The organism is Sphingomonas sp. Mn802worker (assembly GCF_000382485.1).
GTDB lineage: Bacteria > Pseudomonadota > Alphaproteobacteria > Sphingomonadales > Sphingomonadaceae > Sphingomonas.
Window position 1 is genome coordinate 1 of the sequence record NZ_AORY01000013.1, and the last position, 25063, is coordinate 25063.

Annotated in this window: 40 protein-coding genes and 1 pseudogene; 7 read left to right on the top strand and 34 right to left on the bottom strand. The window is 66.4% G+C overall.

Annotation, left to right across the window (positions count from 1 at the left end; translation table 11 throughout):
- Positions 1-93: 93 nt before the first annotated feature.
- From SMN802W_RS0112430 to SMN802W_RS18990, 9 genes are all read right to left on the bottom strand, one after another.
- On the bottom strand, positions 94-330 hold the full coding sequence (locus SMN802W_RS0112430; protein WP_019517240.1) for a helix-turn-helix transcriptional regulator: 237 nt from the start codon (positions 328-330) through the stop codon (positions 94-96).
- Positions 327-716 carry a hypothetical protein gene (locus SMN802W_RS0112435; protein WP_156818882.1) on the bottom strand — a complete coding sequence of 130 codons (390 nt, stop codon included), beginning with the start codon at positions 714-716 and terminating at the stop codon, positions 327-329. The genes SMN802W_RS0112430 and SMN802W_RS0112435 overlap by 4 nt, the downstream gene beginning before the upstream one ends.
- Positions 717-800: 84 nt before the next feature.
- Positions 801-1019: a hypothetical protein gene (locus SMN802W_RS0112440; protein WP_019517242.1), complete on the bottom strand. Its 219-nt coding sequence runs from the start codon at positions 1017-1019 to the stop codon at positions 801-803.
- 1 nt (position 1020) lies between these two features.
- Complete coding sequence (locus SMN802W_RS18845; protein ID WP_019517243.1) at positions 1021-1146, bottom strand: hypothetical protein; 126 nt, start codon at positions 1144-1146, stop codon at positions 1021-1023.
- Positions 1146-1292: a hypothetical protein gene (locus tag SMN802W_RS18365; protein WP_019517244.1), complete on the bottom strand. Its 147-nt coding sequence runs from the start codon at positions 1290-1292 to the stop codon at positions 1146-1148. Before SMN802W_RS18365 ends, SMN802W_RS18845 begins: the two co-directional genes overlap by 1 nt.
- Complete coding sequence (locus SMN802W_RS0112455) at positions 1289-1738, bottom strand: hypothetical protein (RefSeq protein ID WP_019517245.1); 450 nt, start codon at positions 1736-1738, stop codon at positions 1289-1291. The genes SMN802W_RS18365 and SMN802W_RS0112455 overlap by 4 nt, the downstream gene beginning before the upstream one ends.
- 100 nt (positions 1739-1838) lie before the next feature.
- The gene (locus SMN802W_RS17650; RefSeq protein WP_019517246.1) at positions 1839-2174 is read right to left on the bottom strand and encodes an ogr/Delta-like zinc finger family protein; all 336 of its coding nucleotides are present in this window, start codon (positions 2172-2174) and stop codon (positions 1839-1841) included.
- Positions 2171-2665: a hypothetical protein gene (locus SMN802W_RS0112465; RefSeq protein ID WP_019517247.1), complete on the bottom strand. Its 495-nt coding sequence runs from the start codon at positions 2663-2665 to the stop codon at positions 2171-2173. The genes SMN802W_RS17650 and SMN802W_RS0112465 overlap by 4 nt, the downstream gene beginning before the upstream one ends.
- Positions 2662-2955: a YdaS family helix-turn-helix protein gene (locus tag SMN802W_RS18990; RefSeq protein WP_083925770.1), complete on the bottom strand. Its 294-nt coding sequence runs from the start codon at positions 2953-2955 to the stop codon at positions 2662-2664. The genes SMN802W_RS0112465 and SMN802W_RS18990 overlap by 4 nt, the downstream gene beginning before the upstream one ends.
- Positions 2956-3039: 84 nt before the next feature.
- Between SMN802W_RS18990 and SMN802W_RS18995 the strand changes: the two are divergent.
- The 3 genes and pseudogenes from SMN802W_RS18995 to SMN802W_RS0112475 form a co-directional block, all read left to right on the top strand.
- Positions 3040-3207, top strand: a pseudogene (locus SMN802W_RS18995) (helix-turn-helix transcriptional regulator); the annotation flags it as partial.
- A gap of 69 nt (positions 3208-3276) precedes the next feature.
- Positions 3277-3696: a S24 family peptidase gene (locus SMN802W_RS17980; protein ID WP_026326080.1), complete on the top strand. Its 420-nt coding sequence runs from the start codon at positions 3277-3279 to the stop codon at positions 3694-3696.
- Between the two features lie 22 nt (positions 3697-3718).
- Positions 3719-4528: a tellurite resistance TerB family protein gene (locus SMN802W_RS0112475; RefSeq protein WP_019517250.1), complete on the top strand. Its 810-nt coding sequence runs from the start codon at positions 3719-3721 to the stop codon at positions 4526-4528.
- Positions 4529-4661: 133 nt separating this feature from the next.
- On the opposite strand, the gene SMN802W_RS0112480 is transcribed toward SMN802W_RS0112475, so the two are convergent.
- The gene (locus SMN802W_RS0112480; RefSeq protein WP_019517251.1) at positions 4662-5081 is read right to left on the bottom strand and encodes an HIRAN domain-containing protein; all 420 of its coding nucleotides are present in this window, start codon (positions 5079-5081) and stop codon (positions 4662-4664) included.
- A 75-nt stretch (positions 5082-5156) separates the two neighbouring features.
- Here SMN802W_RS0112480 and SMN802W_RS0112485 point away from each other — a divergent pair, with 75 nt between their 5' ends.
- The 4 genes from SMN802W_RS0112485 to SMN802W_RS18370 all read left to right on the top strand — a co-directional run bounded on the left by SMN802W_RS0112485 (position 5157) and on the right by SMN802W_RS18370 (position 6855).
- Positions 5157-5387 carry a hypothetical protein gene (locus SMN802W_RS0112485; protein WP_019517252.1) on the top strand — a complete coding sequence of 77 codons (231 nt, stop codon included), beginning with the start codon at positions 5157-5159 and terminating at the stop codon, positions 5385-5387.
- Complete coding sequence (locus tag SMN802W_RS0112490) at positions 5387-5641, top strand: hypothetical protein (RefSeq protein ID WP_238560201.1); 255 nt, start codon at positions 5387-5389, stop codon at positions 5639-5641. The genes SMN802W_RS0112485 and SMN802W_RS0112490 overlap by 1 nt, the downstream gene beginning before the upstream one ends.
- Positions 5628-5879 carry a hypothetical protein gene (locus SMN802W_RS0112495; RefSeq protein ID WP_019517254.1) on the top strand — a complete coding sequence of 84 codons (252 nt, stop codon included), beginning with the start codon at positions 5628-5630 and terminating at the stop codon, positions 5877-5879. Before SMN802W_RS0112490 ends, SMN802W_RS0112495 begins: the two co-directional genes overlap by 14 nt.
- Before the next feature lie 253 nt (positions 5880-6132).
- Positions 6133-6855 (top strand): hypothetical protein, encoded by a 723-nt coding sequence (locus SMN802W_RS18370; RefSeq protein ID WP_156818883.1) that lies wholly within the window; start codon positions 6133-6135, stop codon positions 6853-6855.
- A 25-nt stretch (positions 6856-6880) separates the two neighbouring features.
- On the opposite strand, the gene SMN802W_RS0112500 is transcribed toward SMN802W_RS18370, so the two are convergent.
- From SMN802W_RS0112500 to SMN802W_RS0112615, 24 genes are all read right to left on the bottom strand, one after another.
- On the bottom strand, positions 6881-7912 hold the full coding sequence (locus SMN802W_RS0112500; RefSeq protein ID WP_019517255.1) for a contractile injection system protein, VgrG/Pvc8 family: 1032 nt from the start codon (positions 7910-7912) through the stop codon (positions 6881-6883).
- Complete coding sequence (locus SMN802W_RS0112505; RefSeq protein WP_019517256.1) at positions 7909-8295, bottom strand: phage tail protein; 387 nt, start codon at positions 8293-8295, stop codon at positions 7909-7911. The genes SMN802W_RS0112500 and SMN802W_RS0112505 overlap by 4 nt, the downstream gene beginning before the upstream one ends.
- Positions 8295-10706 carry a phage tail tape measure protein gene (locus tag SMN802W_RS0112510; protein WP_238560202.1) on the bottom strand — a complete coding sequence of 804 codons (2412 nt, stop codon included), beginning with the start codon at positions 10704-10706 and terminating at the stop codon, positions 8295-8297. Before SMN802W_RS0112510 ends, SMN802W_RS0112505 begins: the two co-directional genes overlap by 1 nt.
- 1 nt (position 10707) lies before the next feature.
- Positions 10708-10827: a GpE family phage tail protein gene (locus SMN802W_RS0112515; RefSeq protein WP_019517258.1), complete on the bottom strand. Its 120-nt coding sequence runs from the start codon at positions 10825-10827 to the stop codon at positions 10708-10710.
- Positions 10828-10835: 8 nt separating this feature from the next.
- On the bottom strand, positions 10836-11171 hold the full coding sequence (locus tag SMN802W_RS0112520; protein WP_019517259.1) for a phage tail assembly protein: 336 nt from the start codon (positions 11169-11171) through the stop codon (positions 10836-10838).
- 54 nt (positions 11172-11225) lie between these two features.
- Positions 11226-11735, bottom strand: a complete 510-nt coding sequence (locus SMN802W_RS0112525) for a phage major tail tube protein (protein WP_019517260.1) — start codon at positions 11733-11735, stop codon at positions 11226-11228.
- Between the two features lie 44 nt (positions 11736-11779).
- Positions 11780-12952: a phage tail sheath subtilisin-like domain-containing protein gene (locus tag SMN802W_RS0112530; protein ID WP_019517261.1), complete on the bottom strand. Its 1173-nt coding sequence runs from the start codon at positions 12950-12952 to the stop codon at positions 11780-11782.
- A 14-nt stretch (positions 12953-12966) separates the two neighbouring features.
- A complete protein-coding gene (locus tag SMN802W_RS0112535; protein ID WP_238560203.1) occupies positions 12967-13320 on the bottom strand; it encodes a GPW/gp25 family protein in 354 nt (117 codons plus the stop codon).
- A 5-nt stretch (positions 13321-13325) separates the two neighbouring features.
- Positions 13326-13880 (bottom strand): phage baseplate assembly protein V, encoded by a 555-nt coding sequence (locus SMN802W_RS0112540; protein ID WP_019517263.1) that lies wholly within the window; start codon positions 13878-13880, stop codon positions 13326-13328.
- A gap of 560 nt (positions 13881-14440) precedes the next feature.
- On the bottom strand, positions 14441-16459 hold the full coding sequence (locus SMN802W_RS18510) for a glycosyl hydrolase family 28-related protein (protein ID WP_019517264.1): 2019 nt from the start codon (positions 16457-16459) through the stop codon (positions 14441-14443).
- A 3-nt stretch (positions 16460-16462) separates the two neighbouring features.
- Complete coding sequence (locus SMN802W_RS17655; protein ID WP_019517265.1) at positions 16463-17665, bottom strand: gp53-like domain-containing protein; 1203 nt, start codon at positions 17663-17665, stop codon at positions 16463-16465.
- A 4-nt stretch (positions 17666-17669) separates the two neighbouring features.
- The gene (locus SMN802W_RS0112555) at positions 17670-18317 is read right to left on the bottom strand and encodes a phage tail protein I (protein ID WP_019517266.1); all 648 of its coding nucleotides are present in this window, start codon (positions 18315-18317) and stop codon (positions 17670-17672) included.
- Positions 18307-19164, bottom strand: a complete 858-nt coding sequence (locus SMN802W_RS0112560) for a baseplate assembly protein (protein WP_019517267.1) — start codon at positions 19162-19164, stop codon at positions 18307-18309. The genes SMN802W_RS0112555 and SMN802W_RS0112560 overlap by 11 nt, the downstream gene beginning before the upstream one ends.
- Before the next feature lie 322 nt (positions 19165-19486).
- Positions 19487-19942 carry a phage virion morphogenesis protein gene (locus SMN802W_RS0112565; RefSeq protein ID WP_019517268.1) on the bottom strand — a complete coding sequence of 152 codons (456 nt, stop codon included), beginning with the start codon at positions 19940-19942 and terminating at the stop codon, positions 19487-19489.
- Positions 19939-20421 carry a phage tail protein gene (locus tag SMN802W_RS17055; RefSeq protein WP_019517269.1) on the bottom strand — a complete coding sequence of 161 codons (483 nt, stop codon included), beginning with the start codon at positions 20419-20421 and terminating at the stop codon, positions 19939-19941. The genes SMN802W_RS0112565 and SMN802W_RS17055 overlap by 4 nt, the downstream gene beginning before the upstream one ends.
- Complete coding sequence (locus SMN802W_RS0112575; protein ID WP_156818887.1) at positions 20418-20639, bottom strand: hypothetical protein; 222 nt, start codon at positions 20637-20639, stop codon at positions 20418-20420. Before SMN802W_RS0112575 ends, SMN802W_RS17055 begins: the two co-directional genes overlap by 4 nt.
- 13 nt (positions 20640-20652) lie before the next feature.
- Positions 20653-21120, bottom strand: a complete 468-nt coding sequence (locus SMN802W_RS18375) for a hypothetical protein (RefSeq protein ID WP_019517271.1) — start codon at positions 21118-21120, stop codon at positions 20653-20655.
- Complete coding sequence (locus SMN802W_RS18515; RefSeq protein ID WP_019517272.1) at positions 21120-21755, bottom strand: glycoside hydrolase family protein; 636 nt, start codon at positions 21753-21755, stop codon at positions 21120-21122. Before SMN802W_RS18515 ends, SMN802W_RS18375 begins: the two co-directional genes overlap by 1 nt.
- A complete protein-coding gene (locus SMN802W_RS18520; RefSeq protein ID WP_026326083.1) occupies positions 21752-22120 on the bottom strand; it encodes a hypothetical protein in 369 nt (122 codons plus the stop codon). Before SMN802W_RS18520 ends, SMN802W_RS18515 begins: the two co-directional genes overlap by 4 nt.
- A gap of 2 nt (positions 22121-22122) precedes the next feature.
- Positions 22123-22353 (bottom strand): tail protein X, encoded by a 231-nt coding sequence (locus tag SMN802W_RS0112595; protein ID WP_019517274.1) that lies wholly within the window; start codon positions 22351-22353, stop codon positions 22123-22125.
- Positions 22353-22829 carry a head completion/stabilization protein gene (locus SMN802W_RS0112600; protein ID WP_019517275.1) on the bottom strand — a complete coding sequence of 159 codons (477 nt, stop codon included), beginning with the start codon at positions 22827-22829 and terminating at the stop codon, positions 22353-22355. The genes SMN802W_RS0112595 and SMN802W_RS0112600 overlap by 1 nt, the downstream gene beginning before the upstream one ends.
- A complete protein-coding gene (locus tag SMN802W_RS0112605; protein WP_019517276.1) occupies positions 22826-23035 on the bottom strand; it encodes a hypothetical protein in 210 nt (69 codons plus the stop codon). The genes SMN802W_RS0112600 and SMN802W_RS0112605 overlap by 4 nt, the downstream gene beginning before the upstream one ends.
- 111 nt (positions 23036-23146) lie before the next feature.
- Positions 23147-23917 carry a phage terminase small subunit gene (gene gpM, locus SMN802W_RS17065; RefSeq protein ID WP_019517277.1) on the bottom strand — a complete coding sequence of 257 codons (771 nt, stop codon included), beginning with the start codon at positions 23915-23917 and terminating at the stop codon, positions 23147-23149.
- 40 nt (positions 23918-23957) lie between these two features.
- The gene (locus tag SMN802W_RS0112615) at positions 23958-25025 is read right to left on the bottom strand and encodes a phage major capsid protein, P2 family (RefSeq protein ID WP_019517278.1); all 1068 of its coding nucleotides are present in this window, start codon (positions 25023-25025) and stop codon (positions 23958-23960) included.
- Between the last annotated feature and the right edge of the window lie 38 nt (positions 25026-25063).

Here is a 25063-nt window from a genome sequence, read left to right on the forward strand (position 1 = left end):
CTGTCGGCTGAATGATCATAAATAGCTGCTTTCGCTGACTTATCGTTTTTACCAGCATCAGCAGTGCCCCCTGCTGTGCCCCCTTATTCTCTGCTAGGCGTCGAGTGCGGAGCCTGACAGCCGGCTTTTCAGCCAAGCTTCGACCTCACTTTCCCACCATCCAATGCACCGGATCGTCAGGCGATGTTGGGCAGGGAACGTGCGATTCGCGACCAACCGGTAGATCGTTGCGCGACTGAGGCCGGTGCTGGCGATTACGTCATCAACCCGCAGAAAGCGGCCTGCTCGGGCTGCGCAGCCCGCTTCCTTCGCCTGTGCGGCCGTCTTCATTGGGTAGCCTCGATCGCCTGTTCGATGTCGAGCTGCTCGGCCTCGGGTGCGTGTAAGTTCGTGCTTTCGGGTATGATCTCCCCGCGCAGCTTTTCGGCGTGATCGAGCAGGCGCTTCGCTTTGCTCTCGAGCGCGGCGATGGTCAGGCGGATGTCGCCATCGCTGATGCCGCGCTCGGCCGAGAACTTCGAGCGCATGCTACGCGAGCCGACGCCGATCGCGTCGCCGAGGATCTGCTGACCGCCGAGCAGCTTCGCGGCTGTTTCCAGCCCCTGCATGCGGCCAACGTTGAAAACGCCGCGTGATTGAGCCGGTTTTGCGGCACAGACGAGAGCGTCAGCCTTGCCCGTGCGGGCACGGACAGGGGTGGTGGACGTGCTGGTCATAGGGCGGTCCTCTTCGTGGAAGGGGCGAGCGCGCCGGGACCAGACCGCGACCTTGTCGAATGACATTCAACAAGACGCGGCCGGTCAGAACATGGGCGGCGGGCGGCGCCGGACAGGGTGGAGGTCGGCGACGAGTGCGAGCACCGCGGTGCCGTTGTCGAAGCGGATGGTCGTGAAGACGCGGCGCACTGAGAGAACGTCGCACTGCTTACCGGCGAGCTGACCGATGCCGAGGTAGAGGCAGCGATCACCGCGAGCGATGCCGGCGCTGGCGCACGGTTGCGCAGGAGCTGCGCGGGCCACATCACAGGCCGAACGCAACGAAGGGGCCGGGACCGCCGATGAGGCGATCCAGCACGATGACGAACAGCTGCCCGATGACGAGGCCCGCGAGGCAGAAGCCCGCGCGAGGGGTGAAGCCGCGGCCCATCACCGCGGCGTCCCGGCGAGCTGCGCCAGCGCCCAGGCGGCGACGATCGGCGCGAGCAGAATGGCGAGCAGGATAAGAGCGAGCTTGCCCGCGATGCGAAAGGCGCGGTGTGCGCGGCTGCGCGGTGCGTCGACGCCGGCGATCACTGGTCGCGCTCCGCGGCGGAAGCACCAGCACAGCGGACGCAGCTATGCTCGCTCGCCCATGCGAAGGTCTCGGCACGCGCGTCGTCGGTGTCCCACTCGCTGCAGCCGCAACCGCGGCAGACCTGCGGGTGGTGCTCGGCCGGCTCGCGCGCGAGCTGACCGTAGACTGCCTGGTCGAAGGGGAAGATCGCCTGCAGCGCGTAGAGCGTCTTGATCTTGCGGGCGACGTTGCCCGGCTGCTCGAGCATGTGGACGAGATCAGTGGCGGCGGTGAGATCGCCCGGCTTCTTGGCGAGCGCGCGGGCGACCGCGGCGATCGACAGGCCGGCAGCCTCGCGGCGCAGGCGCAAGTAGGCAGCGGCGGTGAGGGGAGCAAAGGCGGTCTGTGCCACCCGCTCGCGCCGATCCTGCGGCAACGAGAAGGTGCGGGGGAAGGCGTGCATCATGGGGCAATCCTTTCAGGCAAAGGGGTGACGTTGCCGGAAGCGGGACTTTCCGGCGGGTAGGGGGAGCGGGAGTGCGGGACGCGGCCGAGCCGCGCGGTGATCAGCCTGTCATGGGTTCGGTGCCGTCGACCGGCACCGCGACCGCGGCGGGCAGAACGTCGTCGTTGGCGGGCACGCGCGTGTCGTCATTGGCCGGCTTCGACCGCCATTGACCCATCGGCAGCTGCACCGCCGGGTTCGGCTTCATGCTCGGACGCACGGTGCGGAAGATGCCGAGCTGACCCACGAAAGTGTGTCCGCAATCAGCGTCATCGCAGCGGAAGCGGATTTCGCGCGTGAGCAGGTCGATCTCGACCGAATCGTAGGCGATGGCGCGTGCGCGGCAGTGCGGGCAGGCGATGCCCGGTATGCGCGCAGGATAACTTCTCTTCTTCACTGGTGGGCTCCCCCCGGCACCCGTCCCCCGGTGGACAGGAATCTGCGGATCGTGCGGCGCAGGCGACCAACGGCGCCGAGCGCCTGTTCAGCCTCGCGCATCGCACGATGTATCTGGTGCGGGCTGGCGCCCGGTTGGGTGAGCATGATGGCTGCCGCGGTGGCGTCGCCCATCTCTGCACTGGCTTCGGCGATCGTGGCGGCGAGCGCGCGCCGGCAGGCAACGCTCTCGCCAACCTCGCGGGTGAGCAACGCTTCGTGCGCCTCGTGCATCGGTGCGCCTTCACCGCCCGCCATGATGTAGGCGGTGTCGAGGGCGAGCGCCTGGTGCACGTTGGGGCAGCGGTCGACAGTTGGCAGCGACCACTTTTCGACCAAGCTGACCGACCAGCCGTTCTGTTCTGCAAAGCGAGCGACACCGTCAGTCCCGAGGTGATCCATGATCACCTTCACGGCGTGCTCGAAGGTGCCGGGCTCGCGTTCGATCGTCATGCTTTGCGCCCGTCAGAAATAATCGCGCGATCTGACGTGAGGCGACCGTGCCCTACCGCTATCACCGTAGTGTCTTCCGCTGGGAACACGCCCGGCCGGAGATCATGTCGCGACACGCCAGTACGCTTTTCGACCTCCAACACGAGCTCCGCAGGGAGAGGGTGATTGCGAACTAACCAGCTAAAGACCGTCGACTGCTTACGACCAATGATCCGCGCGAAGGCTGATTGCCCGCCAGCTTGGCGAACGGCTTGTGCAAGCGGCGAGTCTAGGACGTGTTCAACAGCCATAGTGTGCGACTACCGCCGATGCGGTAGCATCGTCAACCATAATTATGGAGTACGGTTCTACCGCGTTTTCGGTAGAACCACGCCATGACGGTTGGCGAGCGGATATTAGAGCGTCTTCACGCGCTCGGCATGAGCCAAGCAGAGTTGGCGCGACGCGTTTCTCTCGCGCAGACAACGATCAACAATCTTGTACGTGGTGATGCGCGATCCTCATCCTATCTGCACAAGATCGCACGCGCCCTTGAAACCTCTGTCGATTATCTGACTTCAGAGACGGATGATCCGGCCACAGACGCGCCGCCGGCACCGACCCGCGAGCAGATGGCGCAGCTGCTCGACCTCGTGCCGGTGGCATCGATCGATCTCGCTTACGGTATGGGAGCGACGTTCGCGGACGATCCGGTCAACGTCGATCTGATGTATTTTCCAAGTCAGTGGCTCGAAGCGCTGACCAGCACGCCGGCTGCGTCGCTCACGTGGGCGAGGGGGCGGGGCGATTCGATGTCACCGACGATCAACGATCACGACATCGTGCTGATCGATCGATCGGATCGTAGCGTCCGCGACCAGGACGCGATCTGGGCTTTCACGATCGGCGGGATGGCGATGATGAAGCGGCTGCGCATCCGCGGCGACAAGGTCACGATCCTGTCGGACAACGACAAGGTGCCGCCCGATTACGCGCACCCGGACGAGCTGAACGTCGTCGGCAAGGTTTCACACATCGTTCGCAGGACTTAGCGAACGCTCAAGGGGGGTGAGCATGGTGAGTGTTTCGGCGCAGCGTCTGACCGAGAAGGTCGCTGTTCTTCCACCAAGCATTGCGGTGGCGATGCCGGAGAGCGAGGCCGAGGCACCGCCCCCGGCCGGCGACGAACCACAGCCGATCGCCGGCTTCCTGTGCATCATCGAATACGTCAACGCAGATGGCGTGGTGAGCGAGCGGGCGATCAGTTGCCGCAAGTACGAGCACTTCAACGGGAACCCTCGCATCGGCGCAATCTGCGGCGAGTCGAGACGCTATAAGACCTTCAATTGCGATCGCATCAAGGCCGTCACCGACGCGCAGACGGGTGAGTGCCTGGGCGATGGCAGCTTCTTCGAGCAGTTTCTCGTCGGCGCGTACAAGGTGTTGAAGCACGACTGGAACACGACATCGAGCAACAAGTCGCTTATCGTGGCCGGGCTGAACGTCCTCAGCTTCATGGCGAGGTGCGACGGCCGATGGCACCGCCTTGAAGAACAGGCGATCGAGGATTTCGTCTGCTCGCTGTGGATCCGCAAGGAATGGGAGAACGAGCCGCCAATGGCGGAGATACTCGCCCATGCGCGGCGCCTGGCGCCTGATGGCGAGGTGTTCCGGTCGGCGATCGCGCAATACGCGCACAGCAGCACCGCGGCGACGGTGCTGACCCGGTTCGTCAACCGTGTGGTCGCAGCCGACGGCGTGATCTGCGACAAGGAGCACCACTGGGTAGCCGAATACGGCGAGCTGCTCGAAGATGCGCGTCGGGCGGAGAGCGCGGCAAAAAGCGCGTACAAGCAGGCGCAGAAGGCACCTATGCCATCGTGAACGGTCTTAATCTCGGGCGATGCACCGACGCGCTATGGACGCTCGCCGCCTTCGTTCTGCTTGGTATGCTCGCGTACGGGCTGGCTGAGTACTGGCTCTGAGCAGCGAACAGTGGGGAGCGTGATCGCAGCGGTCACGTACCCCACTCGGGGCCGTCTTCATCGGGCCAGAAGCCGTCGCCGTCCGCAGGGTCGTGCTCCTCGCCGATCGGCGCTGCGAAGGCGACCGGTGGTAGTGTCGGTGCACCGCCACCGACACGGACGCGCGTGTATCCTGCCTTGCCGACGATACCCTGATAGATCGCGTTGACCTCAAGCCCCTCGCGGATCTTGCCTCCAATCCACTGTGATCGCTCGGCCGTGACGTAGCCGACCTGAACGCCGCTCGGGCTGAACACCGCCACTGCCCAGCAATCATGCGGGTTCTTCGGCTCGGGCACGAGCGCCAGCGGGGCACCCTCCTTGAGCAGCAGCAGCTCCGATCGCCGGTTAGTGCGCGCGCGGTCGGCGTTGGGGTAATCGATCCCGACGATAGCCAGCGTGAACTCCTTCATCTTCGTCGCCCTATGAGAACAAACACCGAACATCTATGTTCTGGTCAAAGGCGAGTCGAGCAGAAGGAGTCGGAAATGCAGGACACGATTGACGCGAGTACGCAGGTGACTTTCGGCGCGTGGCTGTTGTGCCAGGGTGAGCGCGGTGGGTTGATCGGGCAGCTCGCCAAGGGAGCGGCGGGTGACCGTGGTTTCCCTCGCCACGGAACACCGCAGGAGGTGCGGGCGCGGCTGATCACGACGCAGGCGGATGGTGACATGTTCGAGGCGCTGGACGACGCCGAGCTCGACTGGGCCGCATACTGATGGGCGCGGCATTATGGCGGCAGGCTCGTGTCGAGGAAGTGGTGGAGCGGCCGCTGCCGGCTCTAGGCATCCGCTTCCGCTACTGCATCACCGTGTTTGGAGAGCAGCGCGCTCCGTGGCGCGACAGCGCGGCGCACGCGATCGATGATGCGATTGCGCTGGAGTTGGCGAGTTGGGACGAGTCGCAGCAGCAGCACTTCCTTGCGGTGCCGGTCGGGATCAAGACCGAGAAGGTGCGCGATGCGGCAGGTTAACCGCGACGAGTTGCGCGATCGGTTGGCGTCGGCACTGCGGAAGGTGACCGCCAGCCAGTACAAGGAGCTGCAGCATCACGAGCCGGCTCGCAGACTGCGGGCGCGGCTTCGGATCGGCGACATGATGGTTGAGGCAGTGCGCCATTACGAGATCCTGACGGACGCGCCGGCTCCACCGCCGTTCCGCTATCCTGATCTCGGAGACGCACCTGACGCGCCGATGATAGAAGACAACTGACCTCGCCAAATATGAGCTGACAGTAAAGCGCCTGTGGTCTCCTTGCTGCTAGAAAGTCAAAGCTTCGTTAACCGTTCCGCTACCATTGTAGGGGTCGATTACATCGGTATTGCAAAGACCCGTGTCTGGGTTTGAGTTTGTGATAACTGGCGCTTGCGCGAAAGCGTTCGCCTGCGGGAAGACGCGGTTAACGGCGAAGGTACTATCAACTTAGATGAGGAGCGATAAGTCGGTGGGTACAGCGCGGCGAGACGTGGGTGAGCGAGAGTATGAGTTACGAGTGGTCGCGTTTTTAGACGTACTCGGTTTCAGTAACTTGGTCGAAGAGGCTGATCACAGCGAAGAGCCTCGCGAGATTATATTAACAATCATTCGTACGTTACGAGATACGCTTGCGCGAAATCCAAGGGTCGGCTTTGAGTTTACTCAGTTCTCTGACTCGATTGTGATATCAGCCGGTCTCAATCTGTACGGCATAAATGCTGTGTTCTCTGGCTGTAGGATGTTGGCAACTAATTTGATACAGCGTGGTATACTGCTCCGGGGTGGTATAGCAGTTGGTAATCTTACGCATACGGACGACGTGCTATTTGGAACTGGCTTATTGAAAGCGTATGGTTGCGATGCTTCGGGCGCCCCTCCTCGTATAGCTCTGCACAGCACTATGAAGGACGCAGTAGACGATTATAGTGCGATGTACGGCCTGTCCGAGCAGGTCATAAGAGACCACTATGATCTAACACCGATTCTCGACACCTTTCTTGATTTCGCGGAATTCGATCCGAAGCCGGAGCCCGGGAAGGTCGATTTAATCGAACCGGCAAGGGTCATAGCTGGTCACATCAACGCTTCCGCTTCTAATCGGGAACTTCCTGCTTCTGTTCGGGCAAAATGGCGATGGATGCGTGATTATTGGAACAGATCTGTGACACGCGGCGGTTATCTTCAGTTAGCTGATGTTGACGACGCTGACTAACCAATATCGCGCGGCAGATCGCGCATTACGAGTTCTCCAGCTTGATCTGTGTCGTGAACCCACGCTCGCCGACGCTGTGCGCCACCTCGGTCACCAGCCAACCAATGGCGTCGATCGCCGGCTTGTAGCCGCTGACCTTCGCCTTCGTCTCGGGGTGTAGATCCGCGCGGCCGAGCGCGAGCGTGAGAGAGAGCGACACCGGCTCGCGACCGGCGCGCGCCTTGGCGGCATTGGCGGCGGTCTGCGCCTCTTCCTCGGTGGCGAACACCTTCGTGAGCGTCTTCGCGCCCTTCACCTCGCCAGCGACGAAATGCTGCCGCTTGCCCTCTTTGCGGTCGTGCCAAGTCGCCTTCACGCCGGGCACGTCCTCGCGCTTCTGCCGGCTGAACTGATGCGTGTCGCTGTCGCGGCGCGCGATCGTCACGGTGGCGAGCGTCTTGCCGGTCGGCGTAGTGGCGGCGCCGATCGGCGACAGGATCAGCACGCCGCGCAGGATCTTCGCGACCGCGCCGCGCTCGCGGCCGAGGCGGCGGAGGAAGGCGAGGTCGCTCTCACGGTTCTGCGCCTTGGTGGTGATCGCGACAGCGGCGAGGCTGGGCGCGCAGCGCGGCGTGAGGCCATGTGCCTGTGCGATCTCTGCGACAATCGCGCCGAGGGTGGTGCCGTGCCAAGCCTTCTCGCGCCTGGTCTTTAAGTCGCTGGTGAAGTCGGCCGCGCGGGCGCGCACGGTAATGACGTCGGGGGGCCCACCATGATTGACCTCGTCCACGATGAACCAGCCCTTGTCGACCAGGCCGGCGGTCACGTCACTGCCCTGTTTCCAGCCGAGCCAGACGTGGATCTTCGCGCCGGTGGGCGGCAGCGCAACGGTGCCGTCGCTGTCATCGATCACAAGGTCAAGCTGGTCGGCTTCCTCGCCGCGCTTCTCGGTGATGCCAAGGCTGACCAGGCGCGGGCGCGGGGGCTGGCCACCCGGCTGCGGTACCTTGCCCTGTAGTGTCGGTGTGATGTCGGTGCCGTCGACCAGAACGCGCAGCGCAGGGATGTTGGCGATCATGCGTCGGTGCCGTCGACGCGGAGCAGGTCGATCGAAAAGTCGATCTGCCGCGGCGTGCCATCAGGCCAGAACGCCTTTCGGCGATCATCGATGGTGGTGATGACGAAGGCGCCGTAGACGTAGCCGCGCCCGTCGACCAGCGACCAGGCGTCGCCGGTGCCCGCCATGCGGCGCAGCTCGTCCACCGACACCTCACCGTCTGCGATCTCGGTGAAGACGGTGCCGGGCAGGCTGATCGTCTCTTCGCCTGGTCCAGTGAACTGCGTCGCATCGCGCGAGCCGACGCGGGTCGAGGAGGCATGGCGCCAGGTGGCGCGGCGGGACAGCTCATCGAATGCGAGCGTGTCGATCGAGAAGACGAAGAGGCCGAGGGCGAGCAGCATCAGGGCGTTTCCCAATCAGGCGTGTCACCGTAGCTCGAGCGCCCCCGCGCGGCGGTCTCGCGCTCGCGACGATCGATCTCGTCGGCGATCAGGCGTGCCAGATCCTGCGCGTGTTCGCCCGGCTGCTGGTTGATGGTGATGTTGTAGGTGCGGGCACCGGCCACGCTACCAGCGCCGGCCGCGCTTGCGGCAGCTGCGGGCGACGCCATCGCCAGCGCGGGCACCGCAGTGCCGCTGACGATCGCCAAGGACAGGCGGCGCGAGAGGCTGTCCATGCGGCGCACCGGCTCGCTCTCCTGCGCGGCGATGCCGTTGGTCAGCCCGTCGATGATGTTGCCGCCAAAGCCGGCGAAGACGCGGCTGGGCGAGTGGATGTCGAGCTTCTTGGCGAACCAGCTTGCGGCCGAACTGGCGACGCCGACGATGGTGGAGCGGAGTGCGCCAACCATGCCGAGCACGCCACGGATCAGCCCGCTGATCATGTCGCGGCCGAACTGTGCGAAGCGCAAGGGAAGAGCGGCGAACCAGGCGAGTGCGCTGACGCCTGTCGCTTTGATGCTCGACCACACGCCCGCGAACCAGCCGGTGATCGCGCCCCAGTTCGCGTAAATGGCGTAAGCCGCGGCGCCGATCGCGACGACGCCCGCCACGACGGCGAGCGCGATGCCGATCACGGGCAGGAGGCCGATGCCGAGCGCGCCGGCCGCGAACGACAGCGCGGCAAACGGCGCAACCAGGCCGGCAATGACGATCGCGCCACCACCGAGCACGAAGAAGAGCGAGGCAAAGGCGGCAGCGCCGACGCCGATCGCGCGCGTGAGGCCGGGATAGCGGTTGGCGACATCGCTGACCCAGGTGGCAAAGGCAGTTGCGCGCACGACGACGGCGTTGACGGCCGGGAGCAGCTGCGCGCCGAGGGTGACCGCGAGGGTGGTGGCGTTGATTTTGAGCTGCTTCGTCTGCTCGGCCGAATCCTGCATGCGAACGGCGAAGTCGCTGTCGGTGGTGCCGCCCGCACCCGCCGCCTCGGCGCGGATCTGGCGATAGAGCTGCATGTTCTGGATAAGTGGACGCAACCCCTGCTGCACCTGCGCGTCCTCGAACAAATAGCCGAGTTTCGACAGGTCGCCTTTGAGCGTCTTGTTGGTCAGCTCGGCAATTGCCTCGAGCGGGGTCTTGCCCTCGGCATAGGCTTTCTTGAGCGCGGCGGGTAGGTCGACGCCCATCTTTTCGAACGCCTTGTTGGTGGCGGGCGAGGCGATCTTCTGCAGAATGTTAGCGAGGTTGGTGCCGGCGGTCGCGGCGTCGCCCGCGCCCTTGCGCGTGATTTGCAAGCCAGCGGCGAGATCCGCGACCGCGAAGCTGCCGGTCTGCCCGAGACCCTGATAGGCAGCGGTCAGCGCAGGAAAGTACTGCGCCATATCCTTGATCTCGAACGCGCCCGCCTTGCCAGCGGTCGCCATGATATCGATCACCTTGCCGGTCTGCGCGATCGGTACCTTCAGATTGTCGGTCGCGGCATAGGCGGCAGCCGACAGGTCGGCGATCTCGGCCTTGTAGGCGGTCGCCGCGCGGCCGATCGGCGTCATCATCCTGACGGCGTCGGGTACCTTCGCGCCTAAGCCAGCGAGTGTGTCGACGCCCGCCTGCAGGTCGGCGGGCATCTGGTTGGCGGCGCGAGCAGCGACGAGCAGGTTGCGGCCAAGCTTCTCCGATGCGGCGCGCGAGAGGTCGGCCTTCTGGCCGATGTCGGTCATGACCGATTCGTATTCCTGCGCCGCTTTCACGCTGGTGATCAGCGGTGCGGCCATGACGACGCCGGTGCTGATCGCGGCCGCACCGCTCGCCGCCAAACCGGTCGCGACACCCTGCATTCGCGTGAACCGTGCGCGGCCAGCGTTGATGCGGCGCTCGCGATCGGCGAGACGCCCGAGCCGCTGTTCCTGTTGGCGAAGCTCGTCGCTGGTGCGGCCAGCCTCGCGGCGCAGCTCGCGCTCGTGCCGGGCGAGATCGTTGGTAGCGATGCCGGCGGTGCGCAACCGGTCGCGCAGCTCGCCGAGCTGGCGTGTCTCAGCCTGTTGCTGGCGCTCGAGCTGCTGCAGCTCGACCTTGGCGCGGTTGAAATCGCGGGTGAGCGCGCGCGTCGGGTTCTGCGTCTGTGCGACCTGGCGGCCGAGTGCCGCGGCACGCGCGCGGGCAGCGTCCAGTGCGCTTTCGGTCTGGCGAAGCCCGGCCTTTAGCCCGCGAAAGCCGGCGATGTTGGTCTGCGCGCGGTCGATCTCTTTCAGGCGATCACGCGTGGCGCGCAGGCCGTCCGCGGCCTTGGTCGACCCGCCGGCGATCTCACGCAGCGGGCGGGAAACCTTGTCCCCCGCCTCGAGCAGCATGCGGATGCGCAGGTTCCTGTCCACGCTACTTCCCCTCGGGATTGTGGCGGCGCGCCGCGCGCTCGCGCCATTGCATCAGGTCGGCGACGGAGAGCGCGTCGAGGGCGTCAGGCTGCCAGTGGAAGACGAAGGCGATGTCCGCCATGGGGTCTTCTACGCAGCCTGGGAGAGCGCCTCCTTCGTCGCACTCGGCAGCAAAAAATCAACGAGGATCCCCGCCAGCATGGTCACGTCGGCGGGGTCCATCGCGTCGACCAGGTGCGGGTGGAGCACCGGGCTGGTCACGCGCGGCGCGACGAGCGCGACCTGGTTGTATTCCATACGCACCAGCCCGCCGAGGTTCGCACCGCGCAGCGCGCCGCCCATCGGCTTGCGGACGGTCACCTTGGTGCCGGCCGCGATCACGACCTTGTCGGCGACGACGATGTCGTATTCGAGTTCCAGCTCGCCAGAGTTGGCCGGCGCGGGCTTGTTGTTCTGATCGTCCATGTTCAATCCAATCGGGGCAGGGGAGAGCGTTAGCGGCAGCGCGGGCGCGGCGCCTTAGATGCCGAGTGCGGCGCGGTGACCGGCCATCACGTCTACGCCGCCAACCAGCTCGACCATGCCGAGCACGTCGATCTCGATCACGACCTCGTTGTTCCAGATCAGCTTGTAGTAGGAGAGCTGGCTCTTGACCTTGAACTCTGTATCCTCGCCGGGCTTCAGTTCGCCCATATCGATCTCTTCGTGCCGTCCGCGCGTGACGATTTCGACCGTGTCAATTGCGCCGGTGTCGTCGTTCTGAAAGCTACCAACGAAGCGCTGCTGGACGCCCGACAGCGTCAGCATCGCAGCCTGACGCAGCACCCGGCGCATCGGGCCACCGTAGGTCGCCTCCATCTCGAGCGCTTCGCCGCCCATGTCGATCTTGACTGGGCGGTTCATGCCACCAGCGCGAAAATCCTCTAGCTTGCGATTGAGCTTGGGCGGGGTGACCGAGACGACCTCGCCGAGGCACGATTCGCCGGCGTTGAAGATGTTCATCTGCTTGAGCTTGGTGGGGAACGCCATGATGGCAGCCTTTCAGTCGCGGGAAGGGGAGGCAGTGCGGGCGGTCAGCTGCCGGCAACCAGGCTGGCGAAGTCCGCGAAGAACTCGTCGCTGATCTCCTGCTCGAGCCCGAGTGCCTCGAGCGGAGGCACGAAGGTGTAGCGGTAGCCGATCGCCAGCTTGCCGGCCTTGAGCTGGTCGACCGGGTTCTTGGCTGGATTGAAGGTGGCGACCGCGCCGAGGATGCGGCCGGCGCGCTTCTCGGCGCGAAACAACTCGTTGATCTCCTCCACGATGTCGCGCGCGAGGCTGGGCACGAGCGGCTTGTCGATGCCCCACACCAGCCCGAGCGCGACTGAGTCGGCGAGGATGTGCGCCGTGCGACACGCGCTCTCGAAGGCGAAGTCGCTGCCCTTCTCGGCGCAGGTGCGGTTGCCCCAGAAGCGCAGATCGCCGGCGATGCGTACGATCGTGACCAGCTCACTGGCGTTCAGAACGTTGGCGTCGCAGTCCGCGTCCTGGATGTCGAAGGTGACGCCGGCGGTCAGGCCGTCCACGTCGGCGAGCGGCACGTTGGAGAGCGTCTTGTGCCAGCCCTGCGCCTGGTCGATCGCGGCGCGCGCGCCCATCGCGATCGCGGCGACGGAAACGGGGATGCTGGCACCATCGGCACCATAGGGCGCGGTGACACCCGGCCACAGCAGGGTGAGCGCGCGGGCATCGGGGAAGAGGCCGCGATAGGCAATCGCCTCGCCACGATCGCCGCCGATCGCCGCGGCGTAGACGCGCGCGCGCAGCCGCTCGCCGACGGCAACCAGCGCTTCGGTCACCAGCTCGTCCTCGAGACCGGGCGCTCCGATGATGCGCGGCTGCAGCTTTAGCTGAGCCGAGGCGGTGAGCAGCGCCTGCATGCCCGACTTCACGCCGGCCTCATCCTTTCCGATGATGGCGGCGGTGGTGGCAGCGGCGTCAGCGCCGGGCGCGATACGCACGACGATGACGGGTGCGTCGACCTGACCCTTGATCGCGGTCAGCGCGGCGCGCAGCGTGCCGCTCGCCCCCGCCTTGGCGATGGCGTCATCGAGGTTGGTCACCTTCACCGGCGTGTCGAGCGGGAAGTCTGCGGCGTTCGCGGCGGGTGCGGTTGCGACCAGGCCAATGACGGCGGTGGCGACAATGGCAAGCGAGCGTGGGCTGTTCTTCACCTCGGTGACGTTGATGCCGTGCAGGAAGCTCATGCGCAGGTGACCTTTCAGGCGAGCGCCGACAGGGCGCGGATGGTGGTGGAGGCGGTGAAGGCGGGGCTGCCGGCAACGTCGGTGCGGCGTCCGGTGACGGTCAGCACCGCCTGGTGTGGATGGTCGCCGGGAGAAAGTATCACGCGCGAGATTCGCGCGCGGCCCTCCTGACGTAGCAAGGCGAGCGCAGCCGCGGCGAAGATGCGCGTTCGGCCACCCGCGTTGTTCGGCTGATCAAGCAACTCGGGCACGCGCGAGCCATAGTCACGGCGGGCGACGCGGGTGCCGATCGGCGTACCGAGGATGTCGCCGATCGACTGTGCGAGGTGGTCGGCGCCGGCAAGCGGCTTGCCCGAGATGCGATTCATGCCGTTCACTGCGGCTTGCCCGACAAGCCCTGTCCGGACTGAACCGCGACGTGAACGTGATCCTTGAGGCTTTTACCCGCACCAACCACGTCGGCGGCGGACACGATCTTGCCCGTTGAGCGGATCTCGCCTTCGATCGTCAGATCGCCCGTGATGTTCAGACCGCCATCGGCAACGAGCACGATGGTCGCGCCGGCGGGCAGGTAGGCGGTGAGCGCGTGCGCGGTCGGATCGTAGCCAATCAGCGCGCGGTCAGCGAAGTCGAGGAGGGTCTTCTTGTCGCGGGCCGGCTGCGGCCGGGCACTACTCGACAGGCTACCCATGATGATGCCGCGGGCGATGTCGCTTTCGGGCGCGATGACAAGCACCTGCTCCCCGACGCTCGGCGGCGACCAGACGCGTGTGTCGCCCATGCGCGGCGAGAGCCAGGGAAGATCGCCGGTGACGAGATCGTCGGCGAGCTGGATGCGCGCGGTTGCAGTTTCGAGGTCGACCGATACAACGCTGCCTTCGCGCGCGATATCGCCGATCAGGCGCTGATAGTCGTAAGGCTCGGCCATGCCGCGACCATGCGCGGGGTGCGTGCGGAGGCGAGGGCGTGCTCTTGTTGAAACGCTTTCTACAAGATTAGCCTCGCGACGTGCATGGCGGCTATGTCGGCAACGAGGGTAAAGGCTTAGCCGCACTCGGTGAAATGCCGGCGGAGTGCAGCATGAGGGAGATCGCGCATGTCGCAGGAATGCCGGCGCGGAGATGCGAGTCGAGCGAGTGCGCGCTGTTGTTGCGGGGTGAGCGACGACACTGGACCCCCGTAAGTAAACGCGGCAGACCAACGGTCGAGGAGATTGTTATGTCGTTCGAATTGAACTCTTTGAATGTTGATCTGCACGGGAATAAGGCGAGCGCGACGTTTTACGATGCGGCCGGCGCGCGCAGCGTCTCTGTGAACGTTCCTCTCGCCACGCCTGGCGACCAGCCTGAATCTGCCTTGAGAGCCGCGGCAGTTTCAGCGCTACGCCAAGCTCTGCTAGACTCCGCCGCAGCGCTTTAGAGGAGCGCGGCAAGTCGCTAGGCGGAAGGTGCGAGATCGCGAAGAGACCTGACCGAGGTCTTCACCACATTAAGTCGCGATCAGCCTCGCGGTGCGCAGCTTGGCGAGCAGGTCGTTGACGACGGCACGCAGCGCGGCGTTGTCGGCGACGAGGGCGTTGAACTCGGCCGCGCTGGGGGTGGCGCCAGCGGCGTTGCCCGCGGTCGCGGCTGGTGCGTCGGCACGCGCGGCGCCCTGCACGCCGCCCACGATGCCGCTCGCGCGCCAGGTGCCACCTGAGCCACCGACGCGGTGATAGTGGGTCGGGCCACCCAGGGTCGGCGACTGGTTGAAGCGAATCTCACCATCAGCGAAGTCGCCGTCCGCGGGCGCACCGAACGTGCCGGTGACGACCCGCTCGCCGAGCACCAGGCCGCGGTGAAAATAGGGCGTGTAGATGACCGCGGATTGCCGCCCGAAGTAGCGCGTCGTGTACGGACCGGTCAGATAGAAGAAGGCCGCGGCATCCGCGTTGGCATACACGAACCTGAAATCTTGGCCGTAGGCTGAGAAAGATACCCCGGCCGGCGTCGTCTTGCCCGCGAGCACCCAGCCACGATCCGGGTTGATCTCCGAGATCATCGAGCCATTCTGTCGAACGACGGCGAGCGCGCGGGTCGTCAAGTTGCCCTGCTCACCCCGAATGAACAGGGCATCGGACCCCGCCGCATGCTCCCACTGGCCACCGACCGAGAAAGCCGGGAAGTTGATCACCGGCGCGCCTGCGCCGCCTTCATGGTAGTTCGAGAGGAAGACGCTGCGGGCATTTCTGTTCTGGTGGTAGACCGCACCGCCCGAGATCCACGTCTTGCCGGGCGTCCAGGTGACGCTGAGCGAGACGGATTGGTCGACCGGCGACCACACGGCATCGTTCGTGCCGGGCACAGTCGTGCTGGCGTCGTTCTCGCGCTCCGGCATGCACTGGTAGCGCGTGCCCTGGTAGGAGCAGAGGATGTTCAGAAGCGTGCCGTTGAGCTTAAAGTGATTATTGACGAACGTGCAGGACAGGAACTGCACGGCGAGCAAGCCCCAACGGTCGTTTCCACCAAAGGTGCAGTTGGCCACCATCTGAATGTTGGAGTCTGCGCCAGCCAGGTAACCGCCCACGTAACAGGCATTTGCGACGACGCGCTCGATCACCGATCCCGACGCTTCACCCTGCAAGACAGGATCGGGGGGCGGCGCATTCTGCGAGGTCGCGACTACCTGCCAACCTGGACCTGGGTAGCCCTCGATCAAGCAGTCGTGCAGCCACACGCGTGCTTTCGCCAAGACGGCCGAACCGGCACCCATTCCGCGTTCGTACGAGCCGGTCGCGTAGCGAAAGGCGATGTTGCAGATCTCGGTACCATCGGCACCAGGCGCGAAAGACCCAGTGTAGGCTCCGTTTTGCGTGTCGTACCGATTGACGATGAAGGTGTGGGTGGCTCCGCTCTGCACGATCATGGTGGCGTAACCACCGACTTCCATGCCGCGGGTCTGGCCCTGGATCTTGACCGAGCAGTGCAGGTCGATGGCGCCGCCAACCGCGAACACGCCCACGCCCAGGTTCACGGTCGGCGTGCCGCGCTGATACTGCGAAGCGACGCGGCTGCAGAACGCCGCATAGGCGATGCACGCGCGGATCGCGGGACCATCGTTGGTGACGCCGTCACCCTTCGCACCGAACTGCTCGACCCAAAGGTCGCGCGCCTCACGGCGGAAGAAGCGCCCGTTTGCAGACTTCACGATCGCGAGCGGGTGCGCGGCAGCATCAGCGTCGGTCAACGACTCGTCGGCGATCAGGCAGCCGCGCATCGCACCGCTGGTCTGCACGATGTCGGTGCCTGCAGGGATGGTCAGCGCCGACATCGCACTGAACGGGCCGACCGACATGATGTTGCCGCCGGGATCGCCCTTGTCGCCCTTGTACCAGTTGGTGAGAAACGGCACCATCGCAGCGGCGAGCGCCACAAACGACATGCGTCGCGATCGGCCGGCTTTCACGACCGGCACGGCTTCGGTGCCATCCGCGGCGGTCAGCAGCTCGAGTGCGGAGATCTTGGCCATCGATCAGCGTCCTGTCGCGCGCCAGCGGAACCCGCCGGCTGCGTCCTGGGTGGTGGTGTTGTCCGATTGCAGGAACACGACGGCGCCGTTCAGCGACACGCTCACCTCCTGCACGGTGTGGCTGCCCGAGGTGGACTGCGCGGTGTTGCGGACGGTGCCCTCGACACCGAAGCATTCGGTGGTGAAGGGGAGGGGAAAGACGATGTTGATGGCGGGTTCGCCGGTGATCGCACCGTCGACGTAGCCCCACTGCTCGATGAAGCCGTCGCTCCACTGTCGGTAGCCGTTCTGCGCGCTCAGCTGGCTGCGCACGACGTAGATGAAGCCCGCACCCTTTAGGCCGGCCGGCGTCACCGCGCTGCTATCAACAGTGCCCACCTTCGTCATGTCGACGGTGGCAGCCGGAACGGTGATGGTCGGATCGGTCGCGAGCGACTGACCACCGATAGCGAGGCCGCTGGTGTTGATGCGCCGGGTCAGCCGCACGCTGTTGGCGAGCGAGGCGAGCAGGTTCGCGAGCGCGGCCGGCGTCACCGCTTTGGTCGCAACCGTGCCGGCGTCGACCTCGGCCGCGCTCGCCGATGTGACAGTAATGGTCACGTCGTCAGACAAGGCGCCGCCTCCGCTGGCGAGACCGGCCGCCAGTACCTTGCGCGCGGCGAACAGAGCGGCGATGCGGCGCGCGAGGCCGCGCGGCGTGACCGCACGCGACGCATCAGCGCCGGCAGTGACCTCGTCATCGGTCGCCAGCTCCACCACGCCCTTCACGTCCTCGGTCGCGGGCGGGTTCAGCCAGTTGGTGTCGCCGAAGCTGATCGCGGCGGTGCTGTTCGCCGGAAAGGCGATGTCGAGTGCCAGCAGCATGGTGCTGCCGATCGACTTGCCAACGATCGGATCGGCCTGCGCGTAGACCGCGAAGAGCGTGCCATCGGCGAGGAACAGCCCGACGCCGCGCACCTGGTAGGCGAGCGCCGCCTCGTCGCGCACGATCAGGTGCGCGACATCGCGGCCGACCTGCTTGCCGGAAAGCGTCGCCACGCGGCGGAACTCGCCGGGCAGCGCGGTGAGCGTCGGGCTGACCGCGACCACCGCGGCGGTCAGCCCGACGCGCGCGACCGAGAGGTCGATCGGCTGGCCGAGTTGCGCGGCGGTGAAGCGGGCGATGCCCGCCTCGGTCAGAACGAGGCGAAGAGCGGGTGCGGGCACGGGATCAGGCGTCCTCCAGATAGTCGCCGGTATCGTCCTCGAGCGGCTCGCCGTCCTCGGTCTGAAGGAGGCGTTGCCAGACAGGATCGGTGTCGATCGTCAGCGCGACGTCGGCGCGGGTGAACTCGGCCGCGCGCGCGGCAGCGACCGGCGCGATGGGCGCGCCGAGCAGCACCGCCTGCACGAGCTGCAGATGCTCGCGCAGCGGCTTGACGCGTGACACCTCGCGGATGATCGCGTCGGCGAAGGCGGCGGTGGCGCGAAAGCCGCCGGGCGCGACACCGTCCCGCGTGACAATCGGCAGCATGATGTCGAAGGTGTGCGGCGGGCGGGGCAGCTCCGCCTCGAACCACTCAACTACGTAGGCGAGCGCGTCGAAGCGGGCGAGGACGGTCTCAACCGACAGGCGCGTGCCCTTCAGCCGGTGATCCGCGAGCGACGTGGCGACGACGCTGCGCTTCTCGGCCTCGGGCCAGTCCGCATCCCAGATGTCGACGGACGCGCCCCAAGCGAGCCACGGCAGCAGCTCGGCCGGGCAGGCGAGAGGGTCGTCGATGGCATCGACGGGCGTGTCGACCGCGAGAATGCGCACACCCTGCTCGAGCGCGCGCTCGAGCGGCGTCGAGTTGGGCGGCAGCAGGCTAGTCGTCATAGCCGGCGTGGGTCACGGTGACGGCGGTGCAGAGCGCCGCCTGCGTCATGTCGCAGACGATGTCGGCTGTTGGCGAAAGCAGTTCGACGCGCTGCACGCCCTCGGCAGTGAGCGCGGCGTAAAGGCCCGACAGCGTGACGTTGTGGCCGAGGCGACGCGCATCCGAGAGGTAGGCGGCGAGCTTCGTGCGCGCGGCGGATACAACCAAAGCCGGGTCGGGGCCGGCGAAGGTCCACAGGTTGGCGGTGATGGTAAAGCGGACCTGCGCAGCCGAGGCGACCGTGACCAGGTCGCCGAGCGGGCGCACCGCCTTGTCGGTGACGATCGCGCGCACTGTGGCGAGCAGCGCGATCGAGGCGGTGCCGTCGCCCTCGGCCGAGAGCACCGACACCAGCACCTCGCCCGGCGCCGGCGAAACCGCGCTGGCGTCGAGCACCTGCGCACCGGCGTCGCGGGCGCGCTTGACGTAGGCCAGCTCGGGACCGGCCGCAGCGAAGCCCTCGGGACCGAGCACGATGCGGGCGCGCAAGGCGTCGTCGCTCTCGGCGGGCAGCCGCGCGACGCCGATCGCGGCGCCGATATGGTCGAGGGTCGCACCGACGGCGTATGCGACCAGGCGCGCTTGCAGCCGATCGTTGAAGTCTGCGCGGAGCATCATCTGCTCGTAGGCGGCGATCTGCAGCACCTTAACTGCGGGGTCGCTGTCGATCGCCGCATCGAAGCTCGGCAGCTCGGCCTGCACGCGCGCGATCAGGCCGGCGAGGATCGTCTCATAGTCGAGCTGCTCCACGATCGTCGGTGGCGCGAGGCGCGACAGGTCGACGGAGGTGGAGCTGGTGGCGGGCATCGCCGGGCCATGTCGTGTCGCGCGCTTGCGTGTGGCGAGAGCCGGCTCTTGTTGAAAAGCATTCTACAAGAATTAACTTCGCCATCAACTGGCAGAAAGGATTGCCGAATGACCGCTTATCGGATTGTCGTTGCAGGTGGTGGCTCGATGTTCGCTCGTAATTTCGTGCCTGATCCCGAGCCAGGAGATGTGTTCCAAATGGGTAACGGTGATTGGTACCGAGTTAGTTCGGTATCTCATGATCCAATCGGTCCACACGAACCCGAGATGTTGTTGGGAGCTGCGCCCGTTCGTTCGTTCCCGTGGACGAACGAGAGTTCGCTCAAGCCCCCGCCACATGTTCAATGATCAAGTCGAGCACGTGTTCGCGCTCGGCGTCGGTCAGTCCTAGAAGCACGCGCCGGGTGTAACGCACCTTAGGCTGGCCGCGTGCGGGCGCGTCGGAGAGGCCGAGCTGGTGGATCGCGGCGATCCGCGCGGCACGGCCACCGAAGCCGATCCATACCTCATCACCGTTGCCGCCGTTGCGCAGACTCTTGGCCATGCGGATCTTGCGAAACATCTTCTGCTGGCGAAGCCGACCCTCACCGGCGCGCGGCTTCTTCGGCCGGTGCGGCGCGAAGGAGGAACCGTCGGGTTGCTGCTGCCGGCCGATGCGATCCGACTGGCTCTTGCGGATCTCGCGGCCGATCGCGCGCATGAGCTTGGACCGCTCGGCCGCGCCGACGCGCAGCAGCAGGTCGCGGCATAGCTGCTCGATCGGGGCGAAGTCGTTCACGTGGTGACCAGCTCGAGCGGCACATCGTCGGCGTCGATCAGACCCGCCCACATCTTCGTCCCGGTCGGCACGGTGGCGAACGCGTCGGTCATCACTGGTTCGGGCAGGTGCGTCACGCGCAACCCGCGGGGCAGCTGTTCGACGCGGACCAGCTCGGTCAAAGTTACTGTGATCGTGATGTCGCACGTTTCGGCGTCGAGGAGTTCGGACTCGAAGGTGAACGGCTTGCGGTCTCCTTTCTCGAACAGGTCGGGCTGATTGGCGGCAATCCAGGCGAGCAGCGGCGCAACCAGCGTGTCGATGCTGGCGCCGAAATCCTGCACCCAGATCGAGGCTTTGTAGCCATACTCGAACGACAGCGACCCTGCGCGCACCGCCACATCGCCCTTGTCCACGAAGACCTCCATCTTGGATGGATCGGCCTTGATGACGGCAACGGACGCGATCAGATGCGCGCGTAGGTCGGTGAGCTTCTTCACTTGGTGCTCGGGCAGGTGCCGGGCGAGGTCCACTCGATCAGGCGGTCGAGCCGACTGGCGTTGGCGCCGAACGCGCGTGCCATGCGGATGATGCCGGCGCGCAGCTTGGTCGGGATCTGCGCGACTAGATCAGCGTCCTCGGGCAGGCCGGTCGGCCGCTCGGCGCAAGCGAGCAGCTCGGCAGGCGGCGTCTGCTTGACCGGCACCACGATCGGCACCGGCTTCTCGACCTCAACGGGCGAGCGTGGGGCGCAGGCCGGCAACGCCGTTGACAGCAGCAGTCCACTCACGATCAACCAAATTGCGGCGTTCGGCTTCGGCATCGGCGTTCTCCATGCGGTGCGCGGCATCGCGCGCGGCTTCGGCCGCGGCGCGCGCGGCGAGGTTGTCGGCGAGCTGGCGCGCATCGTGCGCGGCCATTGCGTCGGCGAGCGTCTTGGCGGTGATCTCGGCGGTGTGCGCCTTGAAGTCGGCCAGTGCGGCGATGCGCTGCTGACAGGCGACGCCACGGGCGACCCGGCTGGATGCGGCGAACGGCTGCCCCGCCGCGGTGCACAGCAGCTCGGCCGCGTGCTGCAGGCTGTCGCGATCGTCGCGTGCGTTGCGCATCTGCACGTACATCCAGCAGCCCGCGACCGCGACGACGAGCAGCACCAGGAAGCCGATCTCGGCCTTCATCTTGGCGAGCAGCGCACGCATCAGCGCACCGCCTTGACGCGGGCGTCGAGCGTCGCGGGCGTCTTCCCGGCGACAATGCCGGTCACGCATGCCTCCCATGCGCGTCGACGACGCAGCTGCAGCCCACGCACCACCTTGCCGCCTGCGCGGTTGAACTCGAGCAGTTTGTCGCAGAACGGGCGCCAGGTACCCGCCGCGGCGAGGCGGGGGAGGCTGGAGCGGCAGACACCGGCGGTGCCGACATTGTAGGCGAGGTCGATCGCGGCTGCCGCCTGGTAGGGGCGGCCGTAGAGCGACGGGATGCACGCGATCACCGGCTCTGCGTGTGCGACCAGCTCGCGCTCGTTCATCGCGTCGCACTCGGCAACCGTGAAACGTTGCCCGATCTTCACGCCGCGCGTGACACCGTCGCAGGCGGTTGCGACCTTCACGATGTCGAGGTAGGCGGTGAGGTGTTGGTCGCCGCTGACGTGGCGCACGGTGACGCTCTGGTCGGCGTTGACGGTTGCGGCGACGGTTCGGCCGCTCTCCTCACGCGGCACGCCGACGAAGAGCAGCACGGCACCGGCCGCGGAGCCGATCACAGCAGCGAGCTTTTTCGGCGCGGGCTTCCGCGCGGGCACGGGCGCGGGCGAGCCCGCGGGCTTGTCGGTCATTGCGGATCCTTTCGACGCATGAAGGGCACGGCGTTGCGGAGCGCGTCGGGCAGCCCCACGACGATCTCGATCACGCCGTCGCGGAAGCGCGGCGCGGCCTTGAAGGCGATCATGCCGAGGGTGAACGTGACCGCCTGCTCGACATAGGGGTCGGGTGCGGCGTGCCAGTAGAAGGCGCAGGCGGCGATGAAGGCGAGCTTGGCGAAGTAGCTGACGGTCACGCCAACGACGAACTGCATACAGCCAGTGCGCCAGGTGAGCGCCTGCTCGTAGGCCAGGCTGACCGCGGCGCCGAGCGCGGCGGGCAGCAGACCGATCAGAAAGACGAGCAACGCAGCGCCGGCGTCGTGAAGGTGCTTGTCCATCGTCAGTTCCACAGGTTGACGACATCGGTGCGCACGCCGGTAGCGGGCGCGGCGATGGCGGGCAGGTTGACGACGTGACCCTTGGGCAGGGTCGGGCCGAGCGCGGCGATGCCGGGGTTGACGGCGAGCACGGCGGGCAGATCGGCGGGGCCGAGGCCGCGCTCGCGCCAGATCAGCGCGTCGAGCGTGTCGCCCTCGCGCGCGCGCGCCGTGTCGAGCGGAGCGCCGGCCATCAGATCAGCTCCACCGCGACGCGGGTCACGTCGAGCATGTCGCGGATGGCGTAGAGCGAGTCGCGGCGCAGCTCGCTGACGCTCGGGTCGAGATCCTCGGCCTTGCGGTCGCCGCGCGGCGTCAGCTCGACATCGCGGTAGCGTTCGACCAGCTCGGCCTTGGCGAGCGTGAAGACGGCGCGGCGGTAGAGCAGCTCGAGGCGGCTGGCGCCGTCGATCTTCGGCGCAGGCACGTCGGCGAGCCGGGCGTGCCCGGATGCGCGCTGTGTCAGCGACCAGGTAGCGAGATCTCGGCCCACGCCCATGATGGCGGCGATCAGCGCCTCGCGCGCACGCGCGTCTGTCACGCTCTCGCGCACGCGCAGCTGCTCGCGAAAAGCGGTCGGGTCGACATCGGGAAAGAAGCCTTCGTTGACGATCACCGCGGCGGGCGGCGCGTCGTCGTCGGGGAGGACGGTGGCGATCAGGTCAGTCACGCGATCTGCCCCGCGATGAGCAGCGACGCCTGCACGAAGATGACGAGGCCAACCGCAGCGACGATCAGCCCGACCGCGCGCGTGGTCAGCTGAAACGGGCGATCGGAAGGTGAAGCGATGACTGCAACGACTGTGCCGGCCAGCACGCCATACGCCCCAAAACCGAGGAGCGCGAACAGCGCGAGCGTAGCAAGTGTGGCGATCATGGTGCGGTCCTTCGAGTTTCACGGGGGTGGGGACCGGGTCGAAGAGCGGCCCTGCGACCCGAAGGTCTCCCGCCTCGCGCGATCCGTCCCCGAGCGCCGGGGGCGAGCTGGTCAGCCGAGCGTGCCGGCATTGTCCTGGTCGGATGCGGGCAGGGCAGCGAGCGCCTTGCGCAATCCACGAATGTGCGTCTTTACGCCCGAGCGGTCATGCAGCGACTGCGCGCGCTCGAGCCGCGTGATGGCGTTGGTGATGGTCGGACGCGCCAGATCGGCTTCGGCGTCGCCGGCGACGTGGACCAGCTCGACGCCGATCGCCTTTTGCAGCTTGGCCTGCACCTCGTCGTGCATGTCGATGCCGGCGGTCAGCTCCTCCACCCGGTAGAGCAGGTCGAGCGGGAAGCGCTTGTCGAGTGCTTGGTCGCGCATCGCGGCTTCCGCGAACTCCTCGACCAGCAGCGTTGCCGCGTCGCGCTTGAACCGGATCGGCAGCTCGATGTGGAAGCGGAGCACGTGCTCGGCCAGCTCGAGCGCCCGCGCCCAATCGCCGACATCGATCGACCACACCATGATCGTCGGCAGCACGTCGTCGGCGTCGGTCGCGCCGAGCTGGTTGCCGACCGTCATGCGGCCGGCCTCGAGCAGGCCGTCGCACCAGGCGCGGTATTCCGGCAGCATGTCGCGCTTGGCGAGGATCTTGGCGCTGGTCGCCTTGATCTGCTTTAGCCGCTGCGCGTCGTGGCGCAGCCGCAGCTTGATCTGCCCGGCGACTGGATCGATCGACGCGCGACGCGCAGGCGAGGGGGTGAGCCCGCCCCCGGACGCAGGAGCAGACGCCGATTGCAGTGCGAGAGTGCGATCCCGGTGCTTGAGAGCGAGGCTCATGGCGTGTCCTGTGGGGGCGGGCTACGTCGGGGAGCGGCGCTTACGCGCCGGCGGGCGCCTCCTCGGGCGCCGCCTCCATCTTGATGTTCTCGTAGATTGCGATCAGGCCGTAATCCTCGACCACATAGGCCTCGTTGACGCTCTCGAAGTTCTCGACCTGGTCGCGCTTCGGATTGTCGATGATCGCGCGGCGACGCGTCTCGTCCTGGTTGTAGATCGACAGGTTGTCGTAGGTGGTGATCACGATCGTGCCCTTCGGGAACGACGGCACCACCGCGGCGAGCTTGCCGCCGATCTTATCCTGCAGCAGCAACACGTCGCGCGCGAGCTGCTCGGTTGCCTTGTCGCCGGCGGTGTTGATCAGCGCGAACTTCTTCGCGTGGACCAGCTCGTCGCTGACCATGACGACGAGGTCGGTGCGCGAGCGGTGCTGCTCATCGAGCAGCTGCAGCGCGTCGAACACCAGCGCGTCGAGGTTGACGTAATCGGCGGTGCCGGTCGCCGACACGAAGATGGCGGGCTTGTGCCCGGCCTGCGCCGGGTCCCCCGAATGCTCGCCGTCCGACACGATCCGCGCCTTCGCGTCCTCGCGCGTGTGCTGGATCCAGCCCTTGTTTACGTCCTGCAGCAGCGGGAATGCCTCGCGGTCGGTGTCCTTCGCCACGTGCGTGCCGTTCCAGCCGATGATCATGCGATCGAGACCCTGCCGCTTGACGATTGCGTCGCGCACGATGGTCTGAAACTCCGGCCGGTGCGCCCAGGCGTCGAGCTTCGCGTAGGAGATCGCGGTGTCGAAGTTGGTCTGCTCGCAGCGGTAGCTGGTCGCGGTCAGGCCGGTCGGGTCGATCGGCTGGCGTTCGCCCTTCGACGTGTCGGTGCGCCCGGCAATCGAGGACGTGATGCCGACGCCGACCTTCTGCCCTTCCTGCTGCGCAACCGTGACGAAGTTGATCTTGGTCAGGAACTCGCTGGACTGCTGGGTCCGTTCTTCGATCTTCTGCGCGACGGAAGGGTCGACGGTGAACTTCTCTGCCGCGGACGGGACGTTGGAGAGCTGTGCGATGACGCCGACGAAGCTGGCGTAGGCGATGCGGGTCTTGTTGCGCATGGTGTGTTCCGATGGTGCGAGGAGGGGGGCGGGCGGTG

Coding starts and splice junctions, on each gene's coding strand:
- SMN802W_RS0112430 (WP_019517240.1), bottom strand. CDS start 330: ATGAAGACGGCCGCACAGGCGAAGGAAGCGGGCTGCGCAGCCCGAGCA.
- SMN802W_RS0112435 (WP_156818882.1), bottom strand. CDS start 716: ATGACCAGCACGTCCACCACCCCTGTCCGTGCCCGCACGGGCAAGGCT.
- SMN802W_RS18845 (WP_019517243.1), bottom strand. CDS start 1,146: ATGGGCCGCGGCTTCACCCCTCGCGCGGGCTTCTGCCTCGCGGGCCTC.
- SMN802W_RS0112455 (WP_019517245.1), bottom strand. CDS start 1,738: ATGATGCACGCCTTCCCCCGCACCTTCTCGTTGCCGCAGGATCGGCGC.
- SMN802W_RS0112465 (WP_019517247.1), bottom strand. CDS start 2,665: ATGACGATCGAACGCGAGCCCGGCACCTTCGAGCACGCCGTGAAGGTG.
- SMN802W_RS18990 (WP_083925770.1), bottom strand. CDS start 2,955: ATGGCTGTTGAACACGTCCTAGACTCGCCGCTTGCACAAGCCGTTCGC.
- SMN802W_RS17980 (WP_026326080.1), top strand. CDS start 3,277: ATGGCGCAGCTGCTCGACCTCGTGCCGGTGGCATCGATCGATCTCGCT.
- SMN802W_RS0112475 (WP_019517250.1), top strand. CDS start 3,719: ATGGTGAGTGTTTCGGCGCAGCGTCTGACCGAGAAGGTCGCTGTTCTT.
- SMN802W_RS0112480 (WP_019517251.1), bottom strand. CDS start 5,081: ATGAAGGAGTTCACGCTGGCTATCGTCGGGATCGATTACCCCAACGCC.
- SMN802W_RS0112485 (WP_019517252.1), top strand. CDS start 5,157: ATGCAGGACACGATTGACGCGAGTACGCAGGTGACTTTCGGCGCGTGG.
- SMN802W_RS0112490 (WP_238560201.1), top strand. CDS start 5,387: ATGGGCGCGGCATTATGGCGGCAGGCTCGTGTCGAGGAAGTGGTGGAG.
- SMN802W_RS0112495 (WP_019517254.1), top strand. CDS start 5,628: ATGCGGCAGGTTAACCGCGACGAGTTGCGCGATCGGTTGGCGTCGGCA.
- SMN802W_RS0112500 (WP_019517255.1), bottom strand. CDS start 7,912: ATGATCGCCAACATCCCTGCGCTGCGCGTTCTGGTCGACGGCACCGAC.
- SMN802W_RS0112505 (WP_019517256.1), bottom strand. CDS start 8,295: ATGCTGCTCGCCCTCGGCCTCTTCGTCTTCTCGATCGACACGCTCGCA.
- SMN802W_RS0112515 (WP_019517258.1), bottom strand. CDS start 10,827: ATGGCGGACATCGCCTTCGTCTTCCACTGGCAGCCTGACGCCCTCGAC.
- SMN802W_RS0112520 (WP_019517259.1), bottom strand. CDS start 11,171: ATGGACGATCAGAACAACAAGCCCGCGCCGGCCAACTCTGGCGAGCTG.
- SMN802W_RS0112525 (WP_019517260.1), bottom strand. CDS start 11,735: ATGGCGTTCCCCACCAAGCTCAAGCAGATGAACATCTTCAACGCCGGC.
- SMN802W_RS0112530 (WP_019517261.1), bottom strand. CDS start 12,952: ATGAGCTTCCTGCACGGCATCAACGTCACCGAGGTGAAGAACAGCCCA.
- SMN802W_RS0112535 (WP_238560203.1), bottom strand. CDS start 13,320: ATGAATCGCATCTCGGGCAAGCCGCTTGCCGGCGCCGACCACCTCGCA.
- SMN802W_RS0112540 (WP_019517263.1), bottom strand. CDS start 13,880: ATGGCCGAGCCTTACGACTATCAGCGCCTGATCGGCGATATCGCGCGC.
- SMN802W_RS18510 (WP_019517264.1), bottom strand. CDS start 16,459: ATGGCCAAGATCTCCGCACTCGAGCTGCTGACCGCCGCGGATGGCACC.
- SMN802W_RS0112555 (WP_019517266.1), bottom strand. CDS start 18,317: ATGACGACTAGCCTGCTGCCGCCCAACTCGACGCCGCTCGAGCGCGCG.
- SMN802W_RS0112560 (WP_019517267.1), bottom strand. CDS start 19,164: ATGCCCGCCACCAGCTCCACCTCCGTCGACCTGTCGCGCCTCGCGCCA.
- SMN802W_RS18375 (WP_019517271.1), bottom strand. CDS start 21,120: ATGCGTGCGCTGCTCGCCAAGATGAAGGCCGAGATCGGCTTCCTGGTG.
- SMN802W_RS18515 (WP_019517272.1), bottom strand. CDS start 21,755: ATGACCGACAAGCCCGCGGGCTCGCCCGCGCCCGTGCCCGCGCGGAAG.
- SMN802W_RS18520 (WP_026326083.1), bottom strand. CDS start 22,120: ATGGACAAGCACCTTCACGACGCCGGCGCTGCGTTGCTCGTCTTTCTG.
- SMN802W_RS0112595 (WP_019517274.1), bottom strand. CDS start 22,353: ATGGCCGGCGCTCCGCTCGACACGGCGCGCGCGCGCGAGGGCGACACG.
- SMN802W_RS0112605 (WP_019517276.1), bottom strand. CDS start 23,035: ATGATCGCCACACTTGCTACGCTCGCGCTGTTCGCGCTCCTCGGTTTT.
- gpM (WP_019517277.1), bottom strand. CDS start 23,917: ATGAGCCTCGCTCTCAAGCACCGGGATCGCACTCTCGCACTGCAATCG.
- SMN802W_RS0112615 (WP_019517278.1), bottom strand. CDS start 25,025: ATGCGCAACAAGACCCGCATCGCCTACGCCAGCTTCGTCGGCGTCATC.